Origin of the sequence: Brevibacillus parabrevis (genome assembly GCF_022701015.1) — a bacterium.
Lineage (GTDB): Bacteria > Bacillota > Bacilli > Brevibacillales > Brevibacillaceae > Brevibacillus > Brevibacillus parabrevis.
The window spans coordinates 3,932,190-3,951,981 of sequence record NZ_CP064090.1; the positions used below are offsets into that span (position 1 = coordinate 3,932,190).

The following is a 19,792-nucleotide window of genomic DNA, read 5'->3' on the forward strand; positions in this document are numbered from 1 at the left end:
TTTTCTAGTATAACAAAACCGAACTTGAAAGGAAAAAGAAAAAGAAGGCTATCCGACTAGCCTTCTCCAGTCACAGCAGCTTTTTTACAGTTTCTTCGTGTAGTCTGCCATCATGTCCATGATCGATTGCACTCCGGTCAGCATTTCGCTGGCCCGTTTCGTTTTTTGCGAGATGTTGTCAAAATCAAGCCGCCCTCTTTTGCGATCATTCCAGCGTTTGAACAATTCTTCCGCCATGCCGGGATTGCTCCTGACTGCCCGGACGCGCATGGAGTCTTCCACGACCCACGCTTCGAATTCAGGATTTTCCTTCAGAAGCTTTTTCACTTCTTTTTTCTTCATCGTCGAAACGTCACTCCTTTCGCATGTACAAACAAGAATAGATAGCTGTTCGTTACACCATATGACTAGTCCGCGAATGTGCTTGTGTGTTTGCACCCTGTCTAAAAGAAAGGGCTGCAACGCAAAACAAGAGAGGCCCCGTAGAAGGGACCTCTCTTCATCCAGCTATTTACTTGTCCGAGCGATGAGCTTAGCGGCCAGCCATTTGTTGCTCAGCGAAACTTACCAGACGCTTCGTAATTTCGCCACCAACCGAACCGTTTTGGCGAGAAGTAGTGTCTGGGCCGAGATTTACACCAAATTCAGATGCAATCTCATACTTCAGTTGATCCAGAGCTTGGTTCGCTTGAGGAACTACCAGGTTGTTGCTGCTTCCGTTGTTGTTAGCCATGATTGATTCCTCCCGACGCGTTTTTTTCTCCCGGGACGGATTTGAACCGCCTGCTGCTCGCCTCTCACCGACTGAGACCGGAAGATGATTTTGAGGGCCAAGAGGTGGTTGTCAACCTCTTGTGATACTATCATCCCACGAGATCGCATCTCCATACGCTCCAGCGAAATGTAAAATCTGACAAAGTTGTCCCGGCCCTTTATGCTATAATGAGGCGTATAGTTTGGAGCTGAGAGGGGTTAGCTTTTGTGAGTGAATCAGGAAAAGTATTGCTCATCGACGGCATGAGCTTTTTATTTCGCGCGTTTTACGGGTCTGCCTGGGGCGGTGCCTATCGGCAAACAACCACAGGTATTTACACGAATGCGGTGTACGGTTTTACGAAAATGATGCTGGATTACGCCGAGCTGGTGCGCCCGACCCACCTGATCGTCGGCTGGGATGTGGCGTCGCGCGAATCGCTCGTGCGCAGCCAATGGTTTGACGGCTACAAGTCCAATCGCACGGCGCCGCCGGACGAGCTGATCCCGCAATTCGACCTGGTCAAGGAACTGACCGCTGCCTTTTCCGTCCCGAACATTGGCTGTCCGGGATACGAGGGTGACGATGTGCTCGGCACGCTGTCCACGCGTCTGTCTGACGAAGGACATGAAATCGTCATTGCGACGGGCGACTATGACAGCTTGCAGCTCGTCGATGAAAAAGTCAGCGTGAAAATCCTGAAAAACGGCGGCAAGCATGAGCATTACAACCCGGCGAGCCTGCTCGCTTTGCGCGGGATTTCTCCTGAACAGGTGGTGGACGTCAAAGCATTGATGGGCGATACGTCCGACTGCATTCCGGGCTGCCCGGGAATCGGGGAAAAAACGGCGACGAAGCTGATTACGGAGCACGGCAACCTGGACAACCTGTACGAAAACTTGAAAAACTGCACGCCAAAAATGCGCAGCAAGCTGGAAGAACATCGCGATCAAGTGTACTTGAGCCAGAAGCTGGCGACAATTATTCGCGACGTGCCTGTGGAGTTTTCCATGGAGGAAGCGGCCTGGACGTACGATTCCTCGACTGTGCTTGGCAAATTTGAAGAACTCGAATTTGGCCGCAGTCTGGCGACAAGAGTAGGTTAATCATAAAGCCGATAACCGCTGCGCTCCGACTTTTCCCGTAGAAGTCGGAGCGTTTTTTCCTGTTTACCTGTCTCGGCGACACAGTGAAAAAACACCTCGCTGGCTATCAACGAGGTGTTCGCTTGTATGGATTTGCTTTTTTCGCTTGCTCCTGGCGGGAAGACTCAAACACGTCGAGCAAAAGCCCGGTATTTTCTTCCCCTTCTGCCTCCCAGCTCGTAGCGAAGCGAACCCGATGGGAGACGCCAAACAAATCGTACGTCTGGACAAGATGCTGTCTGGCGGAACCGACAATCAGGCTGTGCAGGCGCACTTGTTTCTTTTGCCCGAGGGCAACCAGCTTTTCCTGCACGTAGGGCGAGATTCCGCCAATGCCGTCCGTGATCATCACAAAATCGGCTCCTTGCCACGCTTTTTCCGTCTCGACAAGCTCCATCGCCCGCTTCATCGGCGCATCAAAATGCGTCCCTCCGCCAAAGACCATTTGCGCCAGACTGTAAAAAGCCGCCCAATCCGGCTTGCGATGATACAGCGGCTGCTCCTTCAACTCTCCTTTTGCGCCGAACAAAAGCAGGACGAAATCCCGCTTTTCCAGCATGGACAGGGCGGCAAACGTCATGAGAAAAATTTGCGCCAGCCGCAGCTTCGCGCCGCGCATCGAATGAGAGGTGTCCAGCATGCAGATGACAGGCCCTTTCGGCGGTTCCTCTACCCAACCGGACGTATCGTACGTCATCAGTTTTTGCTCCACCCATTTGAGCAGGAAGTAGTTCTCGAAGTCCGGATCGGCGAGCAGTACCGCTTCGCCTGGCAGCATGTGGGCAATATCGCCCGATTGCCGCAAATCGTAGTATTCCTCCGGCAAATGACGGGAACGAATTTCTTTTCGCCGTACCCGAAAGCGATGCACCTGACGACCGACCTCGTTTAAAAAGGCAACCAGATCGGGATGGCGCTTCAATTTTTCGATCCACTTCAAATACTGCTCAAAGCTTTGCCTGCGCAGCTTGCCCAAGTCGTGACCCCAACTGCGGTTGGCAAAACGCTGGCTTGCGGCGAACACTTCATCGACAAACAGCGTATCCAGCTCTTCTGTGGAAAGCGTTCCTTTCAAAGACTGCTCCAGCCACTGGCCGAGCTCTTTTTCCAGCGCGTCCATGGCGTCTTTTTCCTGCTTTTGCAGACGATCAAGCTGCTTTTCCCGCTGCGCCAACTCTTCCTCCAGCTTTTTCACTTTTTGCAGCAGTTTGGCTCGCTTCGTGAACTGCACGCTCATTTCCTCGCGAAGCTGTGCGATTTTCGTTTGCAGAGCGAGAATTTCCGCACGCACGAGTGGCTTGTTGTCTAGCGCCTCCTGCTTGTCTTCCACCACACGCTTGCCTTGTTGCAGCGTATAGCCGACAAGCTCCAGCTTCGCCTTTTGCTTTTCCGTGAGCAAATCAGCCACCTGCGCCTCTTTTGTCCCTTCCTGTCCCTCCTGCTCTTTCAGGCCAGCGAGCAGCGGAGTGAGTTTGCGGTCTTTTTGGCGCTGCTTCACTTCGTCCGCGAAAGTCTCCGTGAGCCACAAAAGCGACTTGATCGCCGTCTTGAAGGCGGCACTTTCGTTGCCCATCGTCCGGGGATGGATCATTCGCGTAAAATACTGCTTCATCAGCGTGCGAATCAGCCAATGGTGAAAAGGGGTCGATTCCTGGCTTGCATCAATCTCGGGCTTTTCCAAGTAAAACACGAGAAAAAAGTCTGCGAGCAGCTCGCGATCAAACCACTCGGCACGGGTTTGCGCTTCTAGTACCCATTCCTGGGCTGTGCGCGAAGCAGCGAGATACGTCTCAAACAGATAGCGATCGACCCCGCTGGCACGAATCATCATCGTCGCTACCCCCTATAACGTAAAATCGTACTCCGCTCCGGCAATGTCTTTATCGAAAATCGTCCGGTACGTCTTCTGCAACTGCTGCAAAATGCGCTCGCCTTCGATACGCAAGTACGAGTATTTGACCGTATATTTTTCTACGTTGTGAATCAAGCGGTTTTTTTCCAGCACATACGCCCCGAGATCGTGCTCGCGCTTTTCCCACTGGATCAGGCGGTTGCGCAAATCTTTGGCCGTCTCTTCCAGCTCGGCCCGACATGCTTCCAGCAGTTGTCCGTTGCGCTCCACGGCTTCTTTGCCCAGCTTGGCGCCGACTTCCTTTTTGAACTGGAAAGCGTGCAGTTCCGATTCCTTTTCCTTCCATTTATCTGCGGTTTGCTGCAAGCGCTGCAAAGGCAGTTCGTTTTCCAGCTCAGTCTTGAGCATTTGTGTGAATTGCTGCTCGAACAGCTCGCGCATGACCGGCAAGTCTTCCGGCAAGTCCCACAGCATGTGCGGCGTAAACACCGTATCCCATATCGTCACCTGATCCCGGCCGTGCAGGGCGGCAGACGTGCGCCACACCCCGGCAATTTTGCTCCAGCGGCGGTCGGACAGCACGTAATCTTTTGCTTCCATGTCCTGTTTGATCCGGTACAGGAAGTAAATCAGCGCCTCCGGGATGGTCACTTGCTTCGCCGCGGCCTGAATGTCTTTCATATCGTACAGCGAGAAAACGACGGGAAGCGGGCCGCTCGGCAAGGAAAACATCCGCTCGTAGCTCGACGCCTGCTGCAAGTAATGAACTTCGTAACGGAACAGAAAACGGTCGTACAGGGCACTCAACTGCTCGTCATCTTCCGGCAGCTCGTTGGAAGCCGCCATTAAAAATTGCAGCGGGACTTCTTCCCGCTCCCGGCCGTTGAAGTACAGCCGCTCATTCAAAATGGACAGCAAGGCGTTCAAGATCGCACTGTTCGCCTTGAAAATTTCGTCGAGAAAGGCAAACTGCGCATTCGGCAAATAGCCTTCTGTTTTTCGCACGTAATGGTCGAGCTTCAACTGTTGAAGCGACACGGGGCCAAAAATCTCGTCTGGCGTGGTAAAGCGGGTCAACAAGTATTCAAACCAATGCTCAGAGCCGAACAGCTGTGCCACGGAGCGAGCCAGCTGCGACTTCGCCGTTCCCGGCGGGCCGATCAGCAGCGCGTTTTCCCCGCTCATCATGCCGAGCATCAAAAGGCGTATCAATTCACTTCGCTCCAAAAAACGGCGCTCCAACAGCTCGATCGCCTGATCCATTTTTCGCTGGATTGGTGTTGTCGTATTCATCGTCGTTTGGCGCACTTTCGCATCATCACGAACGGCGCCGTTCCCCCTCTCTTGCCTCGTGCCCTAGTCATCGATAAGTAGATCGTGCTTGGCTTGCCTCTTGCTCATTTAATAGTGGCATATTGTGGACGAAAATGCCAGTTTTCGAAGCGTCAGCCTTCCTGGGCGCACGGGCTTTCACCCATGAATTTGCTTGTGCATATGGTGTGGCAAAAGGGTGTAAGCGACTCGAAAAAACGAGAGGAGGTACAGCATGGGGATTGAACTTGCGTGGTTGCACGGTGTGTATGTGTTGTTCGTACTCGGCATCATTTTCATGATGGTTATGCGCAGGGACACCAGCTTGATCAGTATCGTCGGAATCGCGCTGCTGGGTCTGGTTGCCACCGGATCAGTGACGTCAGCCATCGGCGGGATTTTCGGCAGCTTCATTTACGCCATAACCGAGCTTTTGCCGACGATTTTGGTCATCTGTATTATCGTGGCGATGAGCCATGTGCTGACAGATACAGGGGTCAACGAAACGATGATCCGCCCGATGACCCATTTGATTCGCAATGCTACATTGGCGTACTGGGTGATCGGGATTGTGATGATGGTCATTTCCTGGTTTTTCTGGCCATCGCCTGCCGTCGCCCTGATCGGTGCGGTCATGCTGCCCGTTGCCTTGCGCGCAGGGCTGCCTGCGATGGGCGTGGCGATTGCGATGAACCTGTTCGGGCACGGAATTGCGCTCTCCGGCGACTTTGTCATCCAGGGAGCGCCGACGTTGACAGCGAAGGCGGCGGGCTTGCCTGTTCAGGACGTCATTTCCGCCAGTGTTCCGCTCGTGATCGTGATGGGCTTGGTCACGACGATCATTGCCTTCTGGTATTTGAAAAAAGACATGCGGCTGGGGAATATTCCGGCGTCCACAAACGACACGCCAGCAACCGCTCACGTCTTTAGCGCGGCGCGTGTTCCGCTGCCAACAGGCACCCGGCGTTTGCTTGCAGCGCTCGTTCCGCTTTTGTTTGCGCTCGATGTGGCCGCGATGTTCGCCTTCGATTTGCGCGGCGGCGATGCGACAGCGCTGGTCGGGGGGACCGCTCTCCTGATCTTGCTGATCGCGACGATGCTTGCCCACAAACAAAAAGGGCTGGAACAAGTGACCAGCCACCTGATTTCCGGTTTTCAGTTCGGATTTAAAGTGTTTGGGCCAGTCATTCCGATTGCCGCCTTCTTTTACATGGGCGACAGCGGGTTTGTCAAAGTGTTCGGCGAGGTGCTTCCGGCAGGCTCGCAAGGTATCGTCAACGATTTGGGCGTGGCACTCGCGCACACGATTCCGATCAGCAAAGAAGTAGCGGCGCTGACGGTAGCGGCTGTCGGCGTCATCACAGGGTTGGACGGTTCGGGCTTCTCCGGCATTACGCTGGCTGGCTCTCTCGCCCAACTGTTCGCGACCGCGCTCGGGGCAGGCGCTGCTACCTTGACCGCTCTCGGACAGATTGCCGCCATCTGGGTAGGCGGCGGAACGATTATCCCCTGGGCCTTGATCCCCGCTGCCGCGATCTGCGGCGTCGACCCGTTCGAGCTGGCGCGGCGCAACTTGTATCCGGTCGCAATCGGCCTTTTGGTGACGACAATCGTGGCGATGTTCCTTTTGTAGCTATCAAACAGATTTTGATCCATAAAAAAAGACGAATGGCCTAGTCGCCGTTCGCCTTTTTTTCTTCTGTTTTGGCCCAAGCTTCATACACTTGTACTAGCATCCCATTTGGAATGGAAAGGAAAAAACGCTATGAAGCTGTGGGGAAAAAGTATCCAGGTCGCGGCGACTTACATCGGCACCGTCGTGGGAGCCGGATTTGCGAGCGGCCAGGAAATTCTCGCGTTTTTCACTTCATACGGCCATGCTGGCACCGTCGGCATTTTGCTCGCCACGTCGCTGTTCGTCTGGCTTGGCTACAAAATGATGCTTCTCGCCCATCAGCTGCGGACCCCTTCGTATGAATCGTTCAACCAAAAGCTGTTTGGCCCGATGATCGGCCGCACGATGAATGTGCTGGTCTTTTTGACCTTGTTCGGCGTCACGACCGTCATGCTTGCCGGGGCTGGCTCTGTATTGGAGGAGCAGTTCGCGATTCCGTATTTGGCCGGAACAGCCGGGACGGTTTTGCTCTCGCTGTTGATCTTACGAAAAGGGCTGGATCAGCTTCTCTTGGTCAATGCGATCGTCGTCCCGTCCATGCTCGTCTTCGCCCTGCTGATTTTGCTCGACAACAGCGTCGAATCTCCCTTGCCGCTCGCCAAGCCCTCCAACTACGCCTTCCTCTGGAAAACGATTCTTTACGTGTCGTTCAATCTGGCGATGGCCCAATCTGTCCTGATCCCGATCGGTTATGCGATCCGCGAAAAGGTTGTCCTGTTCCGGGCCGCCGTCATCGGTGGAGTCGTGCTCGGTTTCATGCTGCTCGTCGTGCACACGGCCATGTTGGCAAACTGGGATGACGTGCGCTTCATGGACATTCCGATCTTGTTCATCACGGATCGCTGGAACGAATGGCTTCAGCTGTTTTTCGTGTTTGTCCTCTACTCCGAGATTTTTACCACGCTCATCTCCAATGTGTTCGGGATCGGTCAGCAATTGCGCGAGCTGGTGAATTTGCCGGAGTCGAGACTTTATCTGTTTCTGTTCGTGGCGGCTTTTGTCTTGTGCCTCATCGGCTACAGCCAGCTGCTCATGTTTTTGTACCCATTGTTTGGCTATTTGGGGCTGTCTACGCTGTGCCGCATATCGGTTCCTGCGATACGGTTGCCGCGCGGGAAGTGGTGAGTGGCGCGTTCATGGATGGATGACACGGATGGAGCACAATGCCTCGGAACGGTCAGTGTCGTCTGTCTGTCTAAGCCCCCGACTTTTTGCCGATGATCGTGCAATCCGCGAGCACGAGCCAAAAGTTGTCTTCTGCATAGCCTTGGATTGTTCCCTGCACGATATAGCCCGGGTACATTTCTTCCCGTTTGGACTTTGCTCGAAGCGGCGCATCGTCTGCTACTGCATACACCTCATCGCTCACCTTGATGATGACGCCTTGCGGATAGAACATGGCAATCGTTCCCGTCACCGGATCACCGGGCAAAAAGCGCTGCTTCGCTTGCTCAAAAGCCGCCTTGCAAGGCGCTGTTGCCTTTTGCCAAATCGCCTGAAACGCTTCACGGGAAATATCCTCATCGCCTTCATAGCGCTCCACGACTTTTTCGCTCAGCATGAAATCGGGTGCCGCAGACACAAGCGACTGCCCGTCAGTAACCGTCACTTGCCGATAGGCGATCCCATTTTCATCCAGTTCAAAATAGTACAGCTCATTCTCTTCGACGCCATGCGCTTGGAGGTACAGCATCTGCCTCCCCCTTTTATGACCGGACATACGCGTGCCAAATTTCGTCTTCCTCGTCTGTCATATTGCCTGTGATCGTCGAGAAATCGATTTTTCGTTCAAAGCAGTCTTTTAACCGGGCGAATTGCTGGTACGAGCCTGTTATTTTGCGCAAAGAAGCCGATTTGCCCAGCTGCTCCAGCTGCCCAAGCTCGTCGCAGCCGCTAAATTCCAGCGATTGGAGGTTTTCCAGCTCGGCCAGATGTGAAATATCAGCGATGGCCGTTTTTCTCAGCTTGACGGTTTTCAATTGGCGGCAACCGCGCAAGAACGCCAAATCGGCGAGCGACATGTCTTCCAGGCTGATCGTTTGCAGATGGACGAGTTTGCCCAGCACCTTAATCGCGTCTGCGGCATTTTCGCCAAGTTCGGAAATTTTCAGCTCGGTGAGCGTCGCAAGCTCAGCCACACTGTTCAACATGGCCGCGTCCGGACGACTGATGGCGAGGCTTTGCAAGCTTTTGACACGAGCAAGCGCGGAGAGATCGGAAATTCGCGTCTCGGTCAGGTCCAGCTCCGCCAGCCTGGGCAAAGACGCAAGCGGCGACAAATCCGTTACGTCTGTCTGAGCCAGATTGAGCATTTGCAAGTACGGCAACCCTTCCAGCGGAGTAAGATCCGCGATCGGGTTTTTCCCCACGTACAATCGTTTCAGTTGCTGGCAGCCGCTGATCGCTTCAATAGAAGTAAGCTTGTTTGCACTCAGCACCAGCTCCCGGACTTCGCGGCAATGCTTGAGCGGAGTGAGATCAGTCAAGCCTTCGTTAATGAAGTAAAGCTGTTTGGCGCGCAAAAATGGCTCTGGCGAATCCCCGTTTGCCTGGATGCGCTCTCGCCAGCTTTCCGAAAGACTGTCTAGCCATGCTTGCGGGTCTGCGATACCTGGATCGATGCGCACTGGATGGTAGACCGGAAGCTCCAGTTTGCGGATGGCATCGAGAAAATGAACGGGACCTTGTTGACCGAACGCCCAGAAAAGCTGGTCTTCTTCCTCGTGGATGGAGTAGTTTTTCGCTTTTGCCGTATCATGGATAAATTGCAGCATTTCGGTCAGATTATGGGCAATTACGTATTTGACATGTTCGTCGCGGCCAAAATTGATCACTTGCCCGCTTTTGCCCTGCTCGTCCGGATCGAGGTCGAGTCCAAGGTGGTTTCCGCCCCAATCTTTGCTGATCGGCAGCCAGCAGCGGTTAATATAGCGTTCTTTGATCCAGCCAGGCGGAACCGAGTAATGATCACCCTCGATTGCGTAGTCGCTCTCCAGGTCCGCCCATATTTTCCATTCTGCTACCAAATCCGTTAACGAGAGAAAGGGCAGCCCGAAAAACAGGCCTGGCCCGTTCTCCTTTTCTCCGTTGCAGACCTGGTATAGTTCTTTCAATTCGCCAGGCAGCTTCATGCCAAGCTCGGCTTCTGCTCGCTGAATCTCCTCTAGCGAAGCTGGTGGATGAAACGCTTCCGCTATGCCCGGCACCTCTGTGCGCAGCAGTCCAAATACATCCTGAATCAATCCTCGAATCATGGAATCTCCTCCCCAAGCAAATCCAATCGGCGCCTGCACCAAACTTGGCTGCGCCGCTGGAATATTTTCTCTTTTCAACCAACCCATTTTAGCATACTGCCTATTAAAAAGAATGTTGCTATTGGCATAGATCACGCACGAAAAGAAACAGGGCACAAAAGAAAAAACCTCTGCTTATAAACAGCAAAGGTTTCTTTACCAAGCTTGGCTTGGAATGGATCGCGCAATTGTCAAGTCGATCACGTATTACGTGCCGCAGTACGTCCGATAAGGCCCGCACGATTCCGGCGGCAGCGACGCGTACTCCGCCTGCTCCGCGGAGTGCGCATAAGGATTGGCCAGCGCGGCAAGCAGCTGCCGAAGCACGCTGTAGTCGCCGTCTTGCACAGCCGCTTCCAGCGCCGCCTCCACACGGTGGTTGCGCGGAATCACGGCAGGATTGCTCTGTTTCATCAACTGCAAAACGTCATCCGCAGATTGAGACTGACGCGCCAGTCTCGTTTGCCACTTCTCCTGCCACGCGGCAAACTCGGGGGTGGCAAACAGTTCTGACCCGTTCAAGCGATCAAAAGTCAGGGCGAGAAACGTGTTGGTATAGTCCGCCCGATGCTTTTGCATCAAGCCAAGCAGTTCTTCCATCAGCGAAACATCGTCGGCTTCTTCGCCAAACATCCCCAGCTTGCCCCTCATCCCGGCCAGCCATGTGCCGTAATATTGCTCGGCAAACTGGGAAAGGGCTTTCTCCGCCATTTGAATCGCCTGAGCCTGATTGTCATGCAAGAGCGGGAGCAGCGTTTCCGCAAATCGCGCCAAATTCCACACGCCGATTTGCGGCTGGTTTCCGTAAGCGTAGCGCCCCTGCTGATCGATCGAGGAAAACACCGTCGCCGGATCGAACGCATCCATGAAAGCGCACGGCCCGTAATCGATCGTTTCTCCGCAAATCGACATGTTGTCCGTGTTCATGACTCCGTGAATAAACCCGACGAGCTGCCATTTGGCGATCAGCTCGGCTTGACGGCGGATCACTTCGGCCAGAAAGGCGAGATAACGGTTTTCCGCTTGGGCGGCTTCGCGATAATGTCTATGTATCGTATAGTCGGCAAGCGCCTGCAACTCCTCGGCGCTGCCCCACTTGGCGGCGTACTGGAACGTCCCGACGCGAATATGGCTGGAAGCGACCCGCGTGAGTACCGCGCCGGGCAGATCGTCTTCGCGAATGACAACTTCACCCGTCGTCACCACCGCCAAACTGCGGGTCGTCGGGATGCCAAGGCCGTGCATAGCCTCGCTGATGATATATTCGCGAAGCATCGGCCCGAGTGCGGCCCGTCCGTCGCCGCGCCGGGAATACGGTGTGCGTCCGGGACCTTTCCATTGCAGATCAAATCGCTCGCCCTCAGGAGTCACTTGCTCCCCGATCAAAATGGCGCGCCCGTCTCCGAGCATCGTAAAGTGGCCGAATTGGTGCCCCGCGTACGCCTGCGCGAGCGGCTTTGCCCCTGCGGGAATCCGGTTTCCGGCAAACACTTCCGCCCCCGCTTGCCCATCCAGTGCATCGGCTTGCAAGCCAAGTGCGGCTGCCAGCGGGCGATTGAAAATAACGAGCTGCGGCGAGCGCACAGGGGTAGGATTTTGCTTGGTGAAAAAGGTGTCAGGCAAGGAAGCATAGCTGTTGTCGAAATTCCATCCTGCCTCAGTATGGGCTTGGGTCATCGTTTCCCTCGGCTCCTTTTGTCTTGTCGTGTTTTGTTCATTTTACCAAAGTGACGGGGAAAAGCATGCATGGGATTTAGTCCAGTGTGCCATGTGTGCTACTATTATGGCTATCAGTCACTATTTTTCAGAAACAACAAAACTGGCACCGATGTGCGACCAGCATCTGGGGACTGTCCCGATCGGGCATAGCAGTAGGAGGAAACATGTCTATTATCGACAAAAAATACGGGGTTTTGTCCCCTCAGAAACAATACGTAACGGATACAGTCATCTTGGCTCAGGCATGGAAAAAGTCACACAATTACATCCGCAGGCATAATTGGTATGCAAATGTGCTGGAACTCGATCTTTCCACGCTCGACCTGGAAAATCGCTTGAATGAGTGGTCTCAATCTTTGGAAAGCGAAGAATACCGTCCCGCAAAACTCAGACTGGTTCCCGCTCCCAAAACCTGCACCTGGGAGTTTACTTCTAACGGCTGGCACCCTGTTAAAGAGAAGCTTGAAAGCGACAAAACCTATTTGAGACCGCTCGCCCACATCAAAATCCAGGACCAAACCATCGCAACGGCGATCATGCTGTGCTTGGCCAATGCCATCGAAACACTGCAAGGCCCGACAGACATTCCGGATTATCATGAAGCTCAGCGAAAACAAGTTTTTAACTACGGAAACCGTCTGTATTGCCACTGGGACAAAAATGAAGACGGAGAATCCATCGCTACATTCCCGTGGGGCAACTCGAAATGCTATCGAATGTACTACGATGACTACCAAAAGTTCCTGGAACGCCCGAAGCACTTTTGCCAACTGTACACGCATCTGAATCGTCGGGGCACAAAGCATTACGTCTTTTCACTCGACCTGAAGAGCTTCTACGACAGTATTGACAGAGCCGCATTAATTGACGAAGCAGAAGAGCTTTACAACGAATACGTGGAAAGGTTCACGCTAGACGATTCGCTTCAAGCTGATCCTGATTTTTGGGAAATGGCCCGAACTGTTTTCGATTGGGAATGGAACGACTCCGACCAAGCCATGGCAAAACAAGTGCTCAACAAAGACACGCTCCCTGATGGTATTCCACAAGGTCTTGTTGCGGGCGGTTTTTTTTCGAATATCTACCTGCTGCGATTTGATCAAGAAGTAGGAAAAAGCATTCATCAAAAAGTTGCCTCATCAGACTTTTCCGAACCGTTTATCATTCGCGATTACTGCCGCTATGTCGACGATATCCGTTTGGTAGTAGAAGCTGCTGACACCGTTGAAATCGAGCAACTGAAACAAATGGTGACAGAGCATATTCAAGCCAAGCTCAATTCGCATTTGAGCCAAATGGGGGCTGAACCAGATTCCTTGGAGATTCACCCCGATAAAGTCAGCATCCAAAGCTATGAAGAAATTTCCAATCAGAGTGACCTCTCTGGCCGCATGCAAATCCTGCAAGGAACGTTAAGTGGCACCCCGGATATCGAAGCTTTGCGACAAATTGTCGGGGGTTTAGACGGTCTCATCCAATTGTCTGAGCAACTTGGCGATTCGGCTGTCGAACATGTAAACAATCTTGCCCTGTCAAAAATCGCTGTCAAGAATGCGGACGTAAAATCCGACACATTGAAGCGGTTTGCAGCGAAACGACTTGTAGACGCGTTAAGGCTGCAAAAAAGCATGATCGGTTCCAGTGATCAGAACCCTACCGTAAACAGTCATATCGGCCACGATTTTGAACTGTACGCCAGGAAATTAATTGCCGTTTGGTCGAAAAATCCATCGTTAAGCTCCCTGCTGAAGTTTGGGCTCGATCTCTTTCCTAGCGCAAAACTGTTGAAAGTCGTAACGGAAGCTCTTGAGCAAAAGCTTTATATGAACGTTAACAATGATACAGAGCTCAGCCACCAAAAGCTCGTGATGGAATACGTTTCGGCGGATATCCTGTGCGCGTGTTCTGTCTGGATTGGTCACCACTCGAAAAAGCATGATCCTGAACATGCGGATTTGCTTGCTTTTCGCGAACATCTCGCCGTTTTTGCAAGGAAGATACTAGACGCTCAGGACAAAATGTCCTGGTATGTGAAACAACAAGCTGCTCTCTATCTTGCTTCGGTTGGCCAAGCTTACGTTTTAAATGATGAAAGCAGCGAGTTGCAGCCTTACGCACTTTTACATCGTGCACTTCTTTATAGTGCGATCACCAGTAAAAATCGTAAGGATATGCTAACGATGGCCTTGATCGTCCAACAGCTTCATCCAAATCCTGACAGGTTCAGTTCGTGGTTTGCGGAAGCCTGTCAGAAATGGAAGCGGCAGCCTATGCAAAAAATTCGGTCGTTAAAATTCCTTTGCGCGAATCGCCCTGATCTGCTTCAGAGGATTCTCTCAAGCCTGACCATCGAAAAAGAGATCGTCCAGCAGGTGCCTGAGCTATCCTCCATCATCTATCGCAACTCGCTCAAGAAACAAGCAGACTGGTCTTCTGCAACTGCAACGAATACGCCTGTCAGTCTCGCCAGTCTCATTACGAGCGCAGATAATCCTTTTCAGCAAGAAAATGCTTTGCTGCATTTGATGTTGGAGTTGCTGAAACCTGGCTCGGGCAAAGAAGATGCATTTACCCGCTTGAACAGCGAAAACGGCCTGTCCATCGAAGATTTGCAAATAACGATGACGGACAAAGAAGCTTGGCAAAATCCTTATAAAAAGCCGTTTGCCATCACGGTAACCAATACAAAAAGCTCATACTCTTTGCCAACCCCGCACTGGGTAAAAGCAGAATGTCGGTGGATGTACAATCTCGGTTGTATTTTACGAGCTTGCCTGACTGGCGAATACGACTACACGACGAACTCGTTTCTGATGCGACAAGACCATTCCGTTTCGGCTGGGTACAGAGGATTGCGCTCCACCTGGTTTTCACGCCGCTTTGGCATGTCCAGCCTGGCGAGCAGCCTCTTCCCGGAGCCGTTGCCCTTGTCCCCTTGGATGAGCGAGCTGTTGTTCCTGCTTTTGCAATGGCCGGGTATCGATTATCGCGAAAGGTTTGTTCACGGGATTTCTGCTGCACAGTCCGACCGCAAAAAATGGCTGAAAATCATTCAGAACCGTATGCAAGAGCAGCAGAAAGTATTTGGCAAATTGTCCAACACGCCAGGATACGTATTGCCTGTCAAACTGCAAAAGCGTCAGGACGACCGCCTGTTCCGTGTCGCCATCGTCCAATCCTTGCTGCCATACATGGACGATTTTAACGCCAAAGATCCGATGCACTGGTCTTCGGACTTCCGCGAGAAACACCGTGCTCATATCGCGGACCTTTGCCACATGGTTGAGAAGCATCTGGCAACTTGGCACGCTGCTATAAAAAGAGCAGGCAAGGAGTCCGCTTATGTTGCTGATCTGATCGTCTTTCCTGAGCTGTCTGTCCATCCCGACGACATCGACTACTTGCTGAGACTCTCCCACAAAACGAAAGCAAGCATTTTTGCGGGATTAGGTTTTCAAAAAAGAGCATCCGATCAAGCCACGGTGAATCAAGCGATTTGGATTCTCAATTCAGACGAAAATCCACTTGTTGCCGTGTGGCAAGGCAAGCAGCATATGACGAAGCTGGAACGCAAAATGAATATCCAAAGCCACAGACCTTACCAAGCCTATGTCGAGTTTCAAAAAGGCAATCAATCTATACGCGTAGCGGGAGCTATTTGTTACGATGCAACCGACATAGCACTGACGGCCGATCTTCGTGATATTTCCGACATGTTTGTCATCTCGGCCCTGAACAAAGACATCGGGACGTTTGACAACATGGTTTCCGCCTTGAATTATCATATGTTCCAGCCTGTCATTCTTGCCAATACAGGTGAATACGGCGGCTCATCTGCCCAGGCGCCTTTTAGTGGACACGAAAAAATCATTGCTCAAGTACACGGGAAAGATCAGCTTGCCATCAGCATGTTCGATATCGACCCTACCTTATTTAAAACCAAGTCACGTTCCTCCAAGCCAGAGCCACAGGTAAAGTCACCTCCTGCAGGCTTTGCAGGAAGAAAATAAAGCAAAAAAGGCCCATGCAGAGTTGACAAGGAACTTTGCGCGGGCCTTCGCTTTTTCCAAAATGGTCAAACGGATTACTGCTTCGTCAACCAATCCGCAATCTCTTCCGTCTGCGACAACACCGCAATCGGGTCGTAGTACCAGGAACGTTCTTCCTTCCAGACGTACACATGGTTGTTTTTCACAGCGTCGAGCGACGACCAGAGCGGATCTTTTTTCAAGTCTTCCAGCGTGTGACTGTTCGAAGTCAAGATGATATAGTCTCCGGCGTATTGGGACAAAAGCTCGCTGGACAGCTCCAGCCACTGCTTCTCCTGCAGCGTTTTGGCGATCGCAGTTGGCGGCTTCAAGCCCAGCGCCTGATAGACAGCTTGTCCGCCCCGGCCAAAGTTGTCGCCATAGACGAACATCTGCTTGTCGGTCAGCTCAATAATCGAAAACGACTTGCCTTCGGGAATGACTTTGCGCACGCGTTCTTTTGCAGCGGCGATGCGTTTCTCGTAATCCGCCAGCCAGTCTTTTGCTTCCTGTTCCTTGCCGAGCAGCTTGCCGAAGAAAGTCAATTCCTCTTGAATATTTTTCAACTGTCCATACGGAATGGAGATCGTCGGGGCGATTTTGGACAACTGATCATAGCGGCCCTGGTCGTCGGATGATTCCGTGACGATCAAGTCAGGCTGCAAGTCGATCACTTTTTCCAAGGAACCGTTGACATCCCCGATGTCCTCGACATTTTTCAGCGCCTCGGTAATATACGGATTTTGACGATGCAAGCCGGGCGCTCCGATCGGTGTGACACCGAGTGTAATCAGCGTGCCCAAATATTGATCGGCGACGATGCGCCTTGGTGCGGCTGGAACGACGACATCCCCTTTGACGGTGGAAATGACTTGGGTTTGCGAACTCGCCTCCGCTGGCGTGGAGCTCGTTTGCGTCGAGCGATTGGCGTCTGATGCAGCGCTTGTTTCCGTCTGGTTCCCGTTCGCCGCCTGACTTGGCGCTCCCGCATTGCCGGAGCACGCGGCAAGCATCAGGGTCAGGCAGAGCATGACGGTTGCCGCAGCAGATGGTTTGGTAGGTCTGTACATGGTTTTGCGTCCCTCTTTCTTGTATGGATAATGATTCTCGCTATCAATATAACGGCGAAAATCGAGAGCGGCAATGGACGATCCGATGATGGTTGCCGGACGATCTGCTGTTTGCGGCGTCTGTGCTTTTGTCGCCCGAAAACGCGCGGGCGATATTCCGTATACTTTTTTAAACAAGCGCCCGAAATAATACGGGTCGCGGTAACCGACACTCTCGGCGATCTCGCGCAACTGCCGATCTGTTTCCACCAGCAGGCTTGCCGCCTTTTCCATCCGTACGCGAATCAAGTAGTCGATCAGGCTGTAGCCTGTCTTTTTCTTGAACAAGGCCGATAAATGTGGGACGCTGTAGCGCAGCATTTCCGCGAGCGCCTCCAGCGTGATCGGTTCGGCGTAATGGTTCTGAATGTACTGCTTCGCCTGGGCGGCGGGATCGGTGTCCAGCCGTGCCCCTTTCGAATCGAGCAGTTGACGGTGCACGGCGCTTACAAATTGATAAAAGAGTGCCTTCGTCTGGAAGCGCTCCAGCTCGCCCGTGCATTGCCACTGTTCGTCCATTTGCTTGACGAGTGCAAGCAGCTCAATCGGCTGGCACGGCTGAAAGCTGTACGGCAGCTGAAACGGGTCGCTTTTTCGCAGCAAGTTGACGATTTGCTGCCGACTGGTCAACGGGATCGCGGCCCGATAAAAAATCAAGTAGTATTCAAATGCGTCCTCTGTCAAAAAAATGTCCATAAGCGTCCCTTTTCCACTATGGGCGATATCGTATGGCTTGATCGCGTACTCGCTGCCATCCAGACAAATCTGAGCCTTTCCTTGCGCAGCAAACAAAAACGTACTGGCCGGCAGCTTGTACGAGCGCGAGCCGACTTCTCTTCCCACCAGCTGGTGACGCACATCCAACACTTTGATGGACGCATGATTCCAGAGCATGATATGTTCGATGACGCCCTTCACGTCCATGCAATCCCTCCATCTTTTTGTTTCCGTTCCAACTCTCGCTATTATAAATGAAAACGATTATCATTCACATAAAAAAATAACAGCCACAGGCATACTGCGCCTGCGGCTAGTTCGTCCTCTATGATTGAGATTAAGGTGCTTGAAGTAACCGTCTACTTTCGGTTATGGCGTGATTCCGTCAAAAGCTCGCTGACGGGTGTTCATTTCTTCGCTCTTGGCATTTTTTCCGAATGTCGAGAAACTCAGCGTCTTATTCCGGGACGTTTCGGATTCTCTGTCGTTGCTATCTCTTCCCGTTGCTCCCGATCTGCCTGGCAACGCGTTCCCCCAGTTCCGGGCTCGCCTGGGTTAGATAGCCTAGCACAATCCGCTGCAACTCCGGCACGGCAGCTCCAAGATCGGAAGCAATGTTGTGGACTAAGTGTTCTTGAAGCACAGGTGACAGTGAGTTGTAAAATTGCCCCGGCTGCGTGAAGTCATCTCCTTTTGGAGGTGCAGTGCGCTCAAGCCGCCCTGCCACATAGTTGCCGGTGCCGCTTGTTACCTCGTCAGATGGCTTCCAGTCCGCCTGATGGTTGATCGGGATGCTGCGGAAATTCGGTCCCAACCGATAACGCTGTGAATCCGTATAAATATTGGCGCGGCCTTGAAGCACTCTATCCAATGAAAACTCGGCGCCGTCCAGCATATTGGACGGAGAAAAGGCCAGCTTCTCCACCTGTTCTTTATAATTGTCGGGATTGGTGTCCAGCACCATCTTGCCGACTGGCAGCAGTGGGTACTGCCGCACATCCCACACCTTCGTATCGTCCAGTGGATCGAACGGCAGCGTAGCTTCGTCCTGCGGATTCATGAGCTGTACATACAGCCCGTATTCCACTGTTTTTCCTTGAGCAATCGTGTCATAGAGATCCTTGCCCGCATAATCCGGGTTCTCGCAGGCGAGCCGCGCCGCCTCCTGACTATCGATATACTGCACGCCAGCCAGCGGAACCCAGTTGTATTTCACATAATTGCGGACATCCTGCTCATTCTTCCAAACATAAGTACTCACGCTGTAACCCGGAATGTGACGGAAGCTCTTGACTGTTCCCAGGTCGGAGTACAGTTGCAGCACGAAATGCGTCGCCTCCGGATTTTCTGCGTAGAAGCTCCAGAACCGATTAGGGTCCATCAAGTTGTTGACGGGCGACGGATTGAAGGCGCTGACCGTCTCCACAAACCGCATGGGGTCCCGCACCGTAAACACGGGAAGATGGTTGCATATTAAGTCGAAGATACCTTGCTCGGTATAAAATTTAGTCGAGAAGCCGCGCACATTGCGCGAAGTGTCCGGCGTCCCCCTGTTGCTGGCCGCCAGCGAGAATCGGACAGCAACGGGTACTTGCTGGCCCGGATGCTGCAGGAAACAAAGCTTCGTGTAAGCCGCCATCGAGTGAAACGTCTCGAAATAGCCAAAGGCTCCGAAACCCTTCACATGCAAAGGGCGCTCTAATATGGTCTCATGGATAAACGTTTCATTTTTTTCGTGCAGCATGGTGTCTTGTTCTAGAATCGGTCCACGCTTCCCAACCGTCTGCGAGTAGCGCGACGGTTGCGGACCGCCTTGCCACCTTTGATTGTGCGTCTGATCGCGAGCGTTCTTGTCGTCCATTCCTCTACCTCCCATGCCTACATTCTCACCAATATGTATGCATGGCTATAGGTTGGTTATGACTACGCGTCCAATGCCGATCCGCACGCCGAGAGCAGCAGCCGTCATAGCAAAAGCTCGCTCCTAGGGTGCAACATGACGAACGCTTCCGCCTCGTTGCCATATCGTGCGGAACGAATGAGGATCTCCACAGCCACTGCGCCCAGTGTACGAATTGCTTCCACCGTCGACGTATCACATTTCCTGTACAAAAAAACTGGTGCCTAAATCACACCAGTTCGAAATGAATTGGAACATGAATCAAGCGCGTGCCCTATGAATTTACGTG

Annotated in this window: 13 protein-coding genes; 4 read left to right on the forward strand and 9 right to left on the reverse strand. The window is 52.7% G+C overall.

Translation table 11 applies throughout. From position 1 onward, the window contains the following. Window positions 1–84: 84 nt before the first annotated feature. Window positions 85–342, reverse strand: coding sequence for a hypothetical protein (locus tag IRJ17_RS18120; protein WP_063231451.1), 258 nt, complete (start codon window positions 340–342; stop codon window positions 85–87). Between the two features lie 190 nt (window positions 343–532). Continuing rightward, on the reverse strand, window positions 533–733 hold the full coding sequence (locus IRJ17_RS18125) for an alpha/beta-type small acid-soluble spore protein (protein ID WP_005836264.1): 201 nt from the start codon (window positions 731–733) through the stop codon (window positions 533–535). A 248-nt stretch (window positions 734–981) separates the two neighbouring features. Here IRJ17_RS18125 and IRJ17_RS18130 point away from each other — a divergent pair, with 248 nt between their 5' ends. Beyond that, entirely contained in the window at window positions 982–1,860 is an 879-nt protein-coding gene (locus IRJ17_RS18130; protein WP_217020916.1) for a 5'-3' exonuclease, read from the forward strand. A gap of 106 nt (window positions 1,861–1,966) precedes the next feature. Here IRJ17_RS18130 and IRJ17_RS18135 read toward each other — a convergent pair whose 3' ends face one another. Together IRJ17_RS18135 and IRJ17_RS18140 are read right to left on the reverse strand one after the other, a co-directional pair. Then, entirely contained in the window at window positions 1,967–3,730 is a 1,764-nt protein-coding gene (locus tag IRJ17_RS18135; protein ID WP_242771384.1) for a VWA domain-containing protein, read from the reverse strand. 12 nt (window positions 3,731–3,742) lie between these two features. Next, window positions 3,743–5,044 (reverse strand): AAA family ATPase, encoded by a 1,302-nt coding sequence (locus tag IRJ17_RS18140; protein WP_217021586.1) that lies wholly within the window; start codon window positions 5,042–5,044, stop codon window positions 3,743–3,745. Window positions 5,045–5,297: 253 nt separating this feature from the next. On the opposite strand from IRJ17_RS18140, the gene IRJ17_RS18145 reads away from it, so the two are divergent. Together IRJ17_RS18145 and IRJ17_RS18150 are read left to right on the forward strand one after the other, a co-directional pair. After that, window positions 5,298–6,695, forward strand: coding sequence for a hypothetical protein (locus IRJ17_RS18145; protein ID WP_122966515.1), 1,398 nt, complete (start codon window positions 5,298–5,300; stop codon window positions 6,693–6,695). A gap of 132 nt (window positions 6,696–6,827) precedes the next feature. Beyond that, window positions 6,828–7,862 carry a YkvI family membrane protein gene (locus IRJ17_RS18150; protein WP_217020912.1) on the forward strand — a complete coding sequence of 345 codons (1,035 nt, stop codon included), beginning with the start codon at window positions 6,828–6,830 and terminating at the stop codon, window positions 7,860–7,862. A 70-nt stretch (window positions 7,863–7,932) separates the two neighbouring features. On the opposite strand, the gene IRJ17_RS18155 is transcribed toward IRJ17_RS18150, so the two are convergent. The 3 genes from IRJ17_RS18155 to IRJ17_RS18165 all read right to left on the reverse strand — a co-directional run bounded on the left by IRJ17_RS18155 (window position 7,933) and on the right by IRJ17_RS18165 (window position 11,707). Next, on the reverse strand, window positions 7,933–8,430 hold the full coding sequence (locus IRJ17_RS18155) for a hypothetical protein (RefSeq protein WP_122966517.1): 498 nt from the start codon (window positions 8,428–8,430) through the stop codon (window positions 7,933–7,935). Between the two features lie 13 nt (window positions 8,431–8,443). Continuing rightward, window positions 8,444–9,991 (reverse strand): SMI1/KNR4 family protein, encoded by a 1,548-nt coding sequence (locus tag IRJ17_RS18160; protein ID WP_242771386.1) that lies wholly within the window; start codon window positions 9,989–9,991, stop codon window positions 8,444–8,446. 246 nt (window positions 9,992–10,237) lie between these two features. Continuing rightward, window positions 10,238–11,707, reverse strand: a complete 1,470-nt coding sequence (locus IRJ17_RS18165; protein ID WP_242771388.1) for a protein adenylyltransferase SelO — start codon at window positions 11,705–11,707, stop codon at window positions 10,238–10,240. A gap of 206 nt (window positions 11,708–11,913) precedes the next feature. On the opposite strand from IRJ17_RS18165, the gene IRJ17_RS18170 reads away from it, so the two are divergent. Further along, window positions 11,914–15,759 carry a reverse transcriptase domain-containing protein gene (locus IRJ17_RS18170; RefSeq protein WP_242771398.1) on the forward strand — a complete coding sequence of 1,282 codons (3,846 nt, stop codon included), beginning with the start codon at window positions 11,914–11,916 and terminating at the stop codon, window positions 15,757–15,759. A 74-nt stretch (window positions 15,760–15,833) separates the two neighbouring features. Here the strand turns inward: IRJ17_RS18170 and IRJ17_RS18175 are convergent, their stop codons facing one another. Both IRJ17_RS18175 and IRJ17_RS18180 read right to left on the reverse strand, forming a co-directional pair. Continuing rightward, window positions 15,834–17,810 carry an AraC family transcriptional regulator gene (locus IRJ17_RS18175; protein WP_242771400.1) on the reverse strand — a complete coding sequence of 659 codons (1,977 nt, stop codon included), beginning with the start codon at window positions 17,808–17,810 and terminating at the stop codon, window positions 15,834–15,836. Window positions 17,811–18,093: 283 nt separating this feature from the next. Next, window positions 18,094–19,464 carry a catalase gene (locus IRJ17_RS18180; RefSeq protein WP_173597355.1) on the reverse strand — a complete coding sequence of 457 codons (1,371 nt, stop codon included), beginning with the start codon at window positions 19,462–19,464 and terminating at the stop codon, window positions 18,094–18,096. Between the last annotated feature and the right edge of the window lie 328 nt (window positions 19,465–19,792).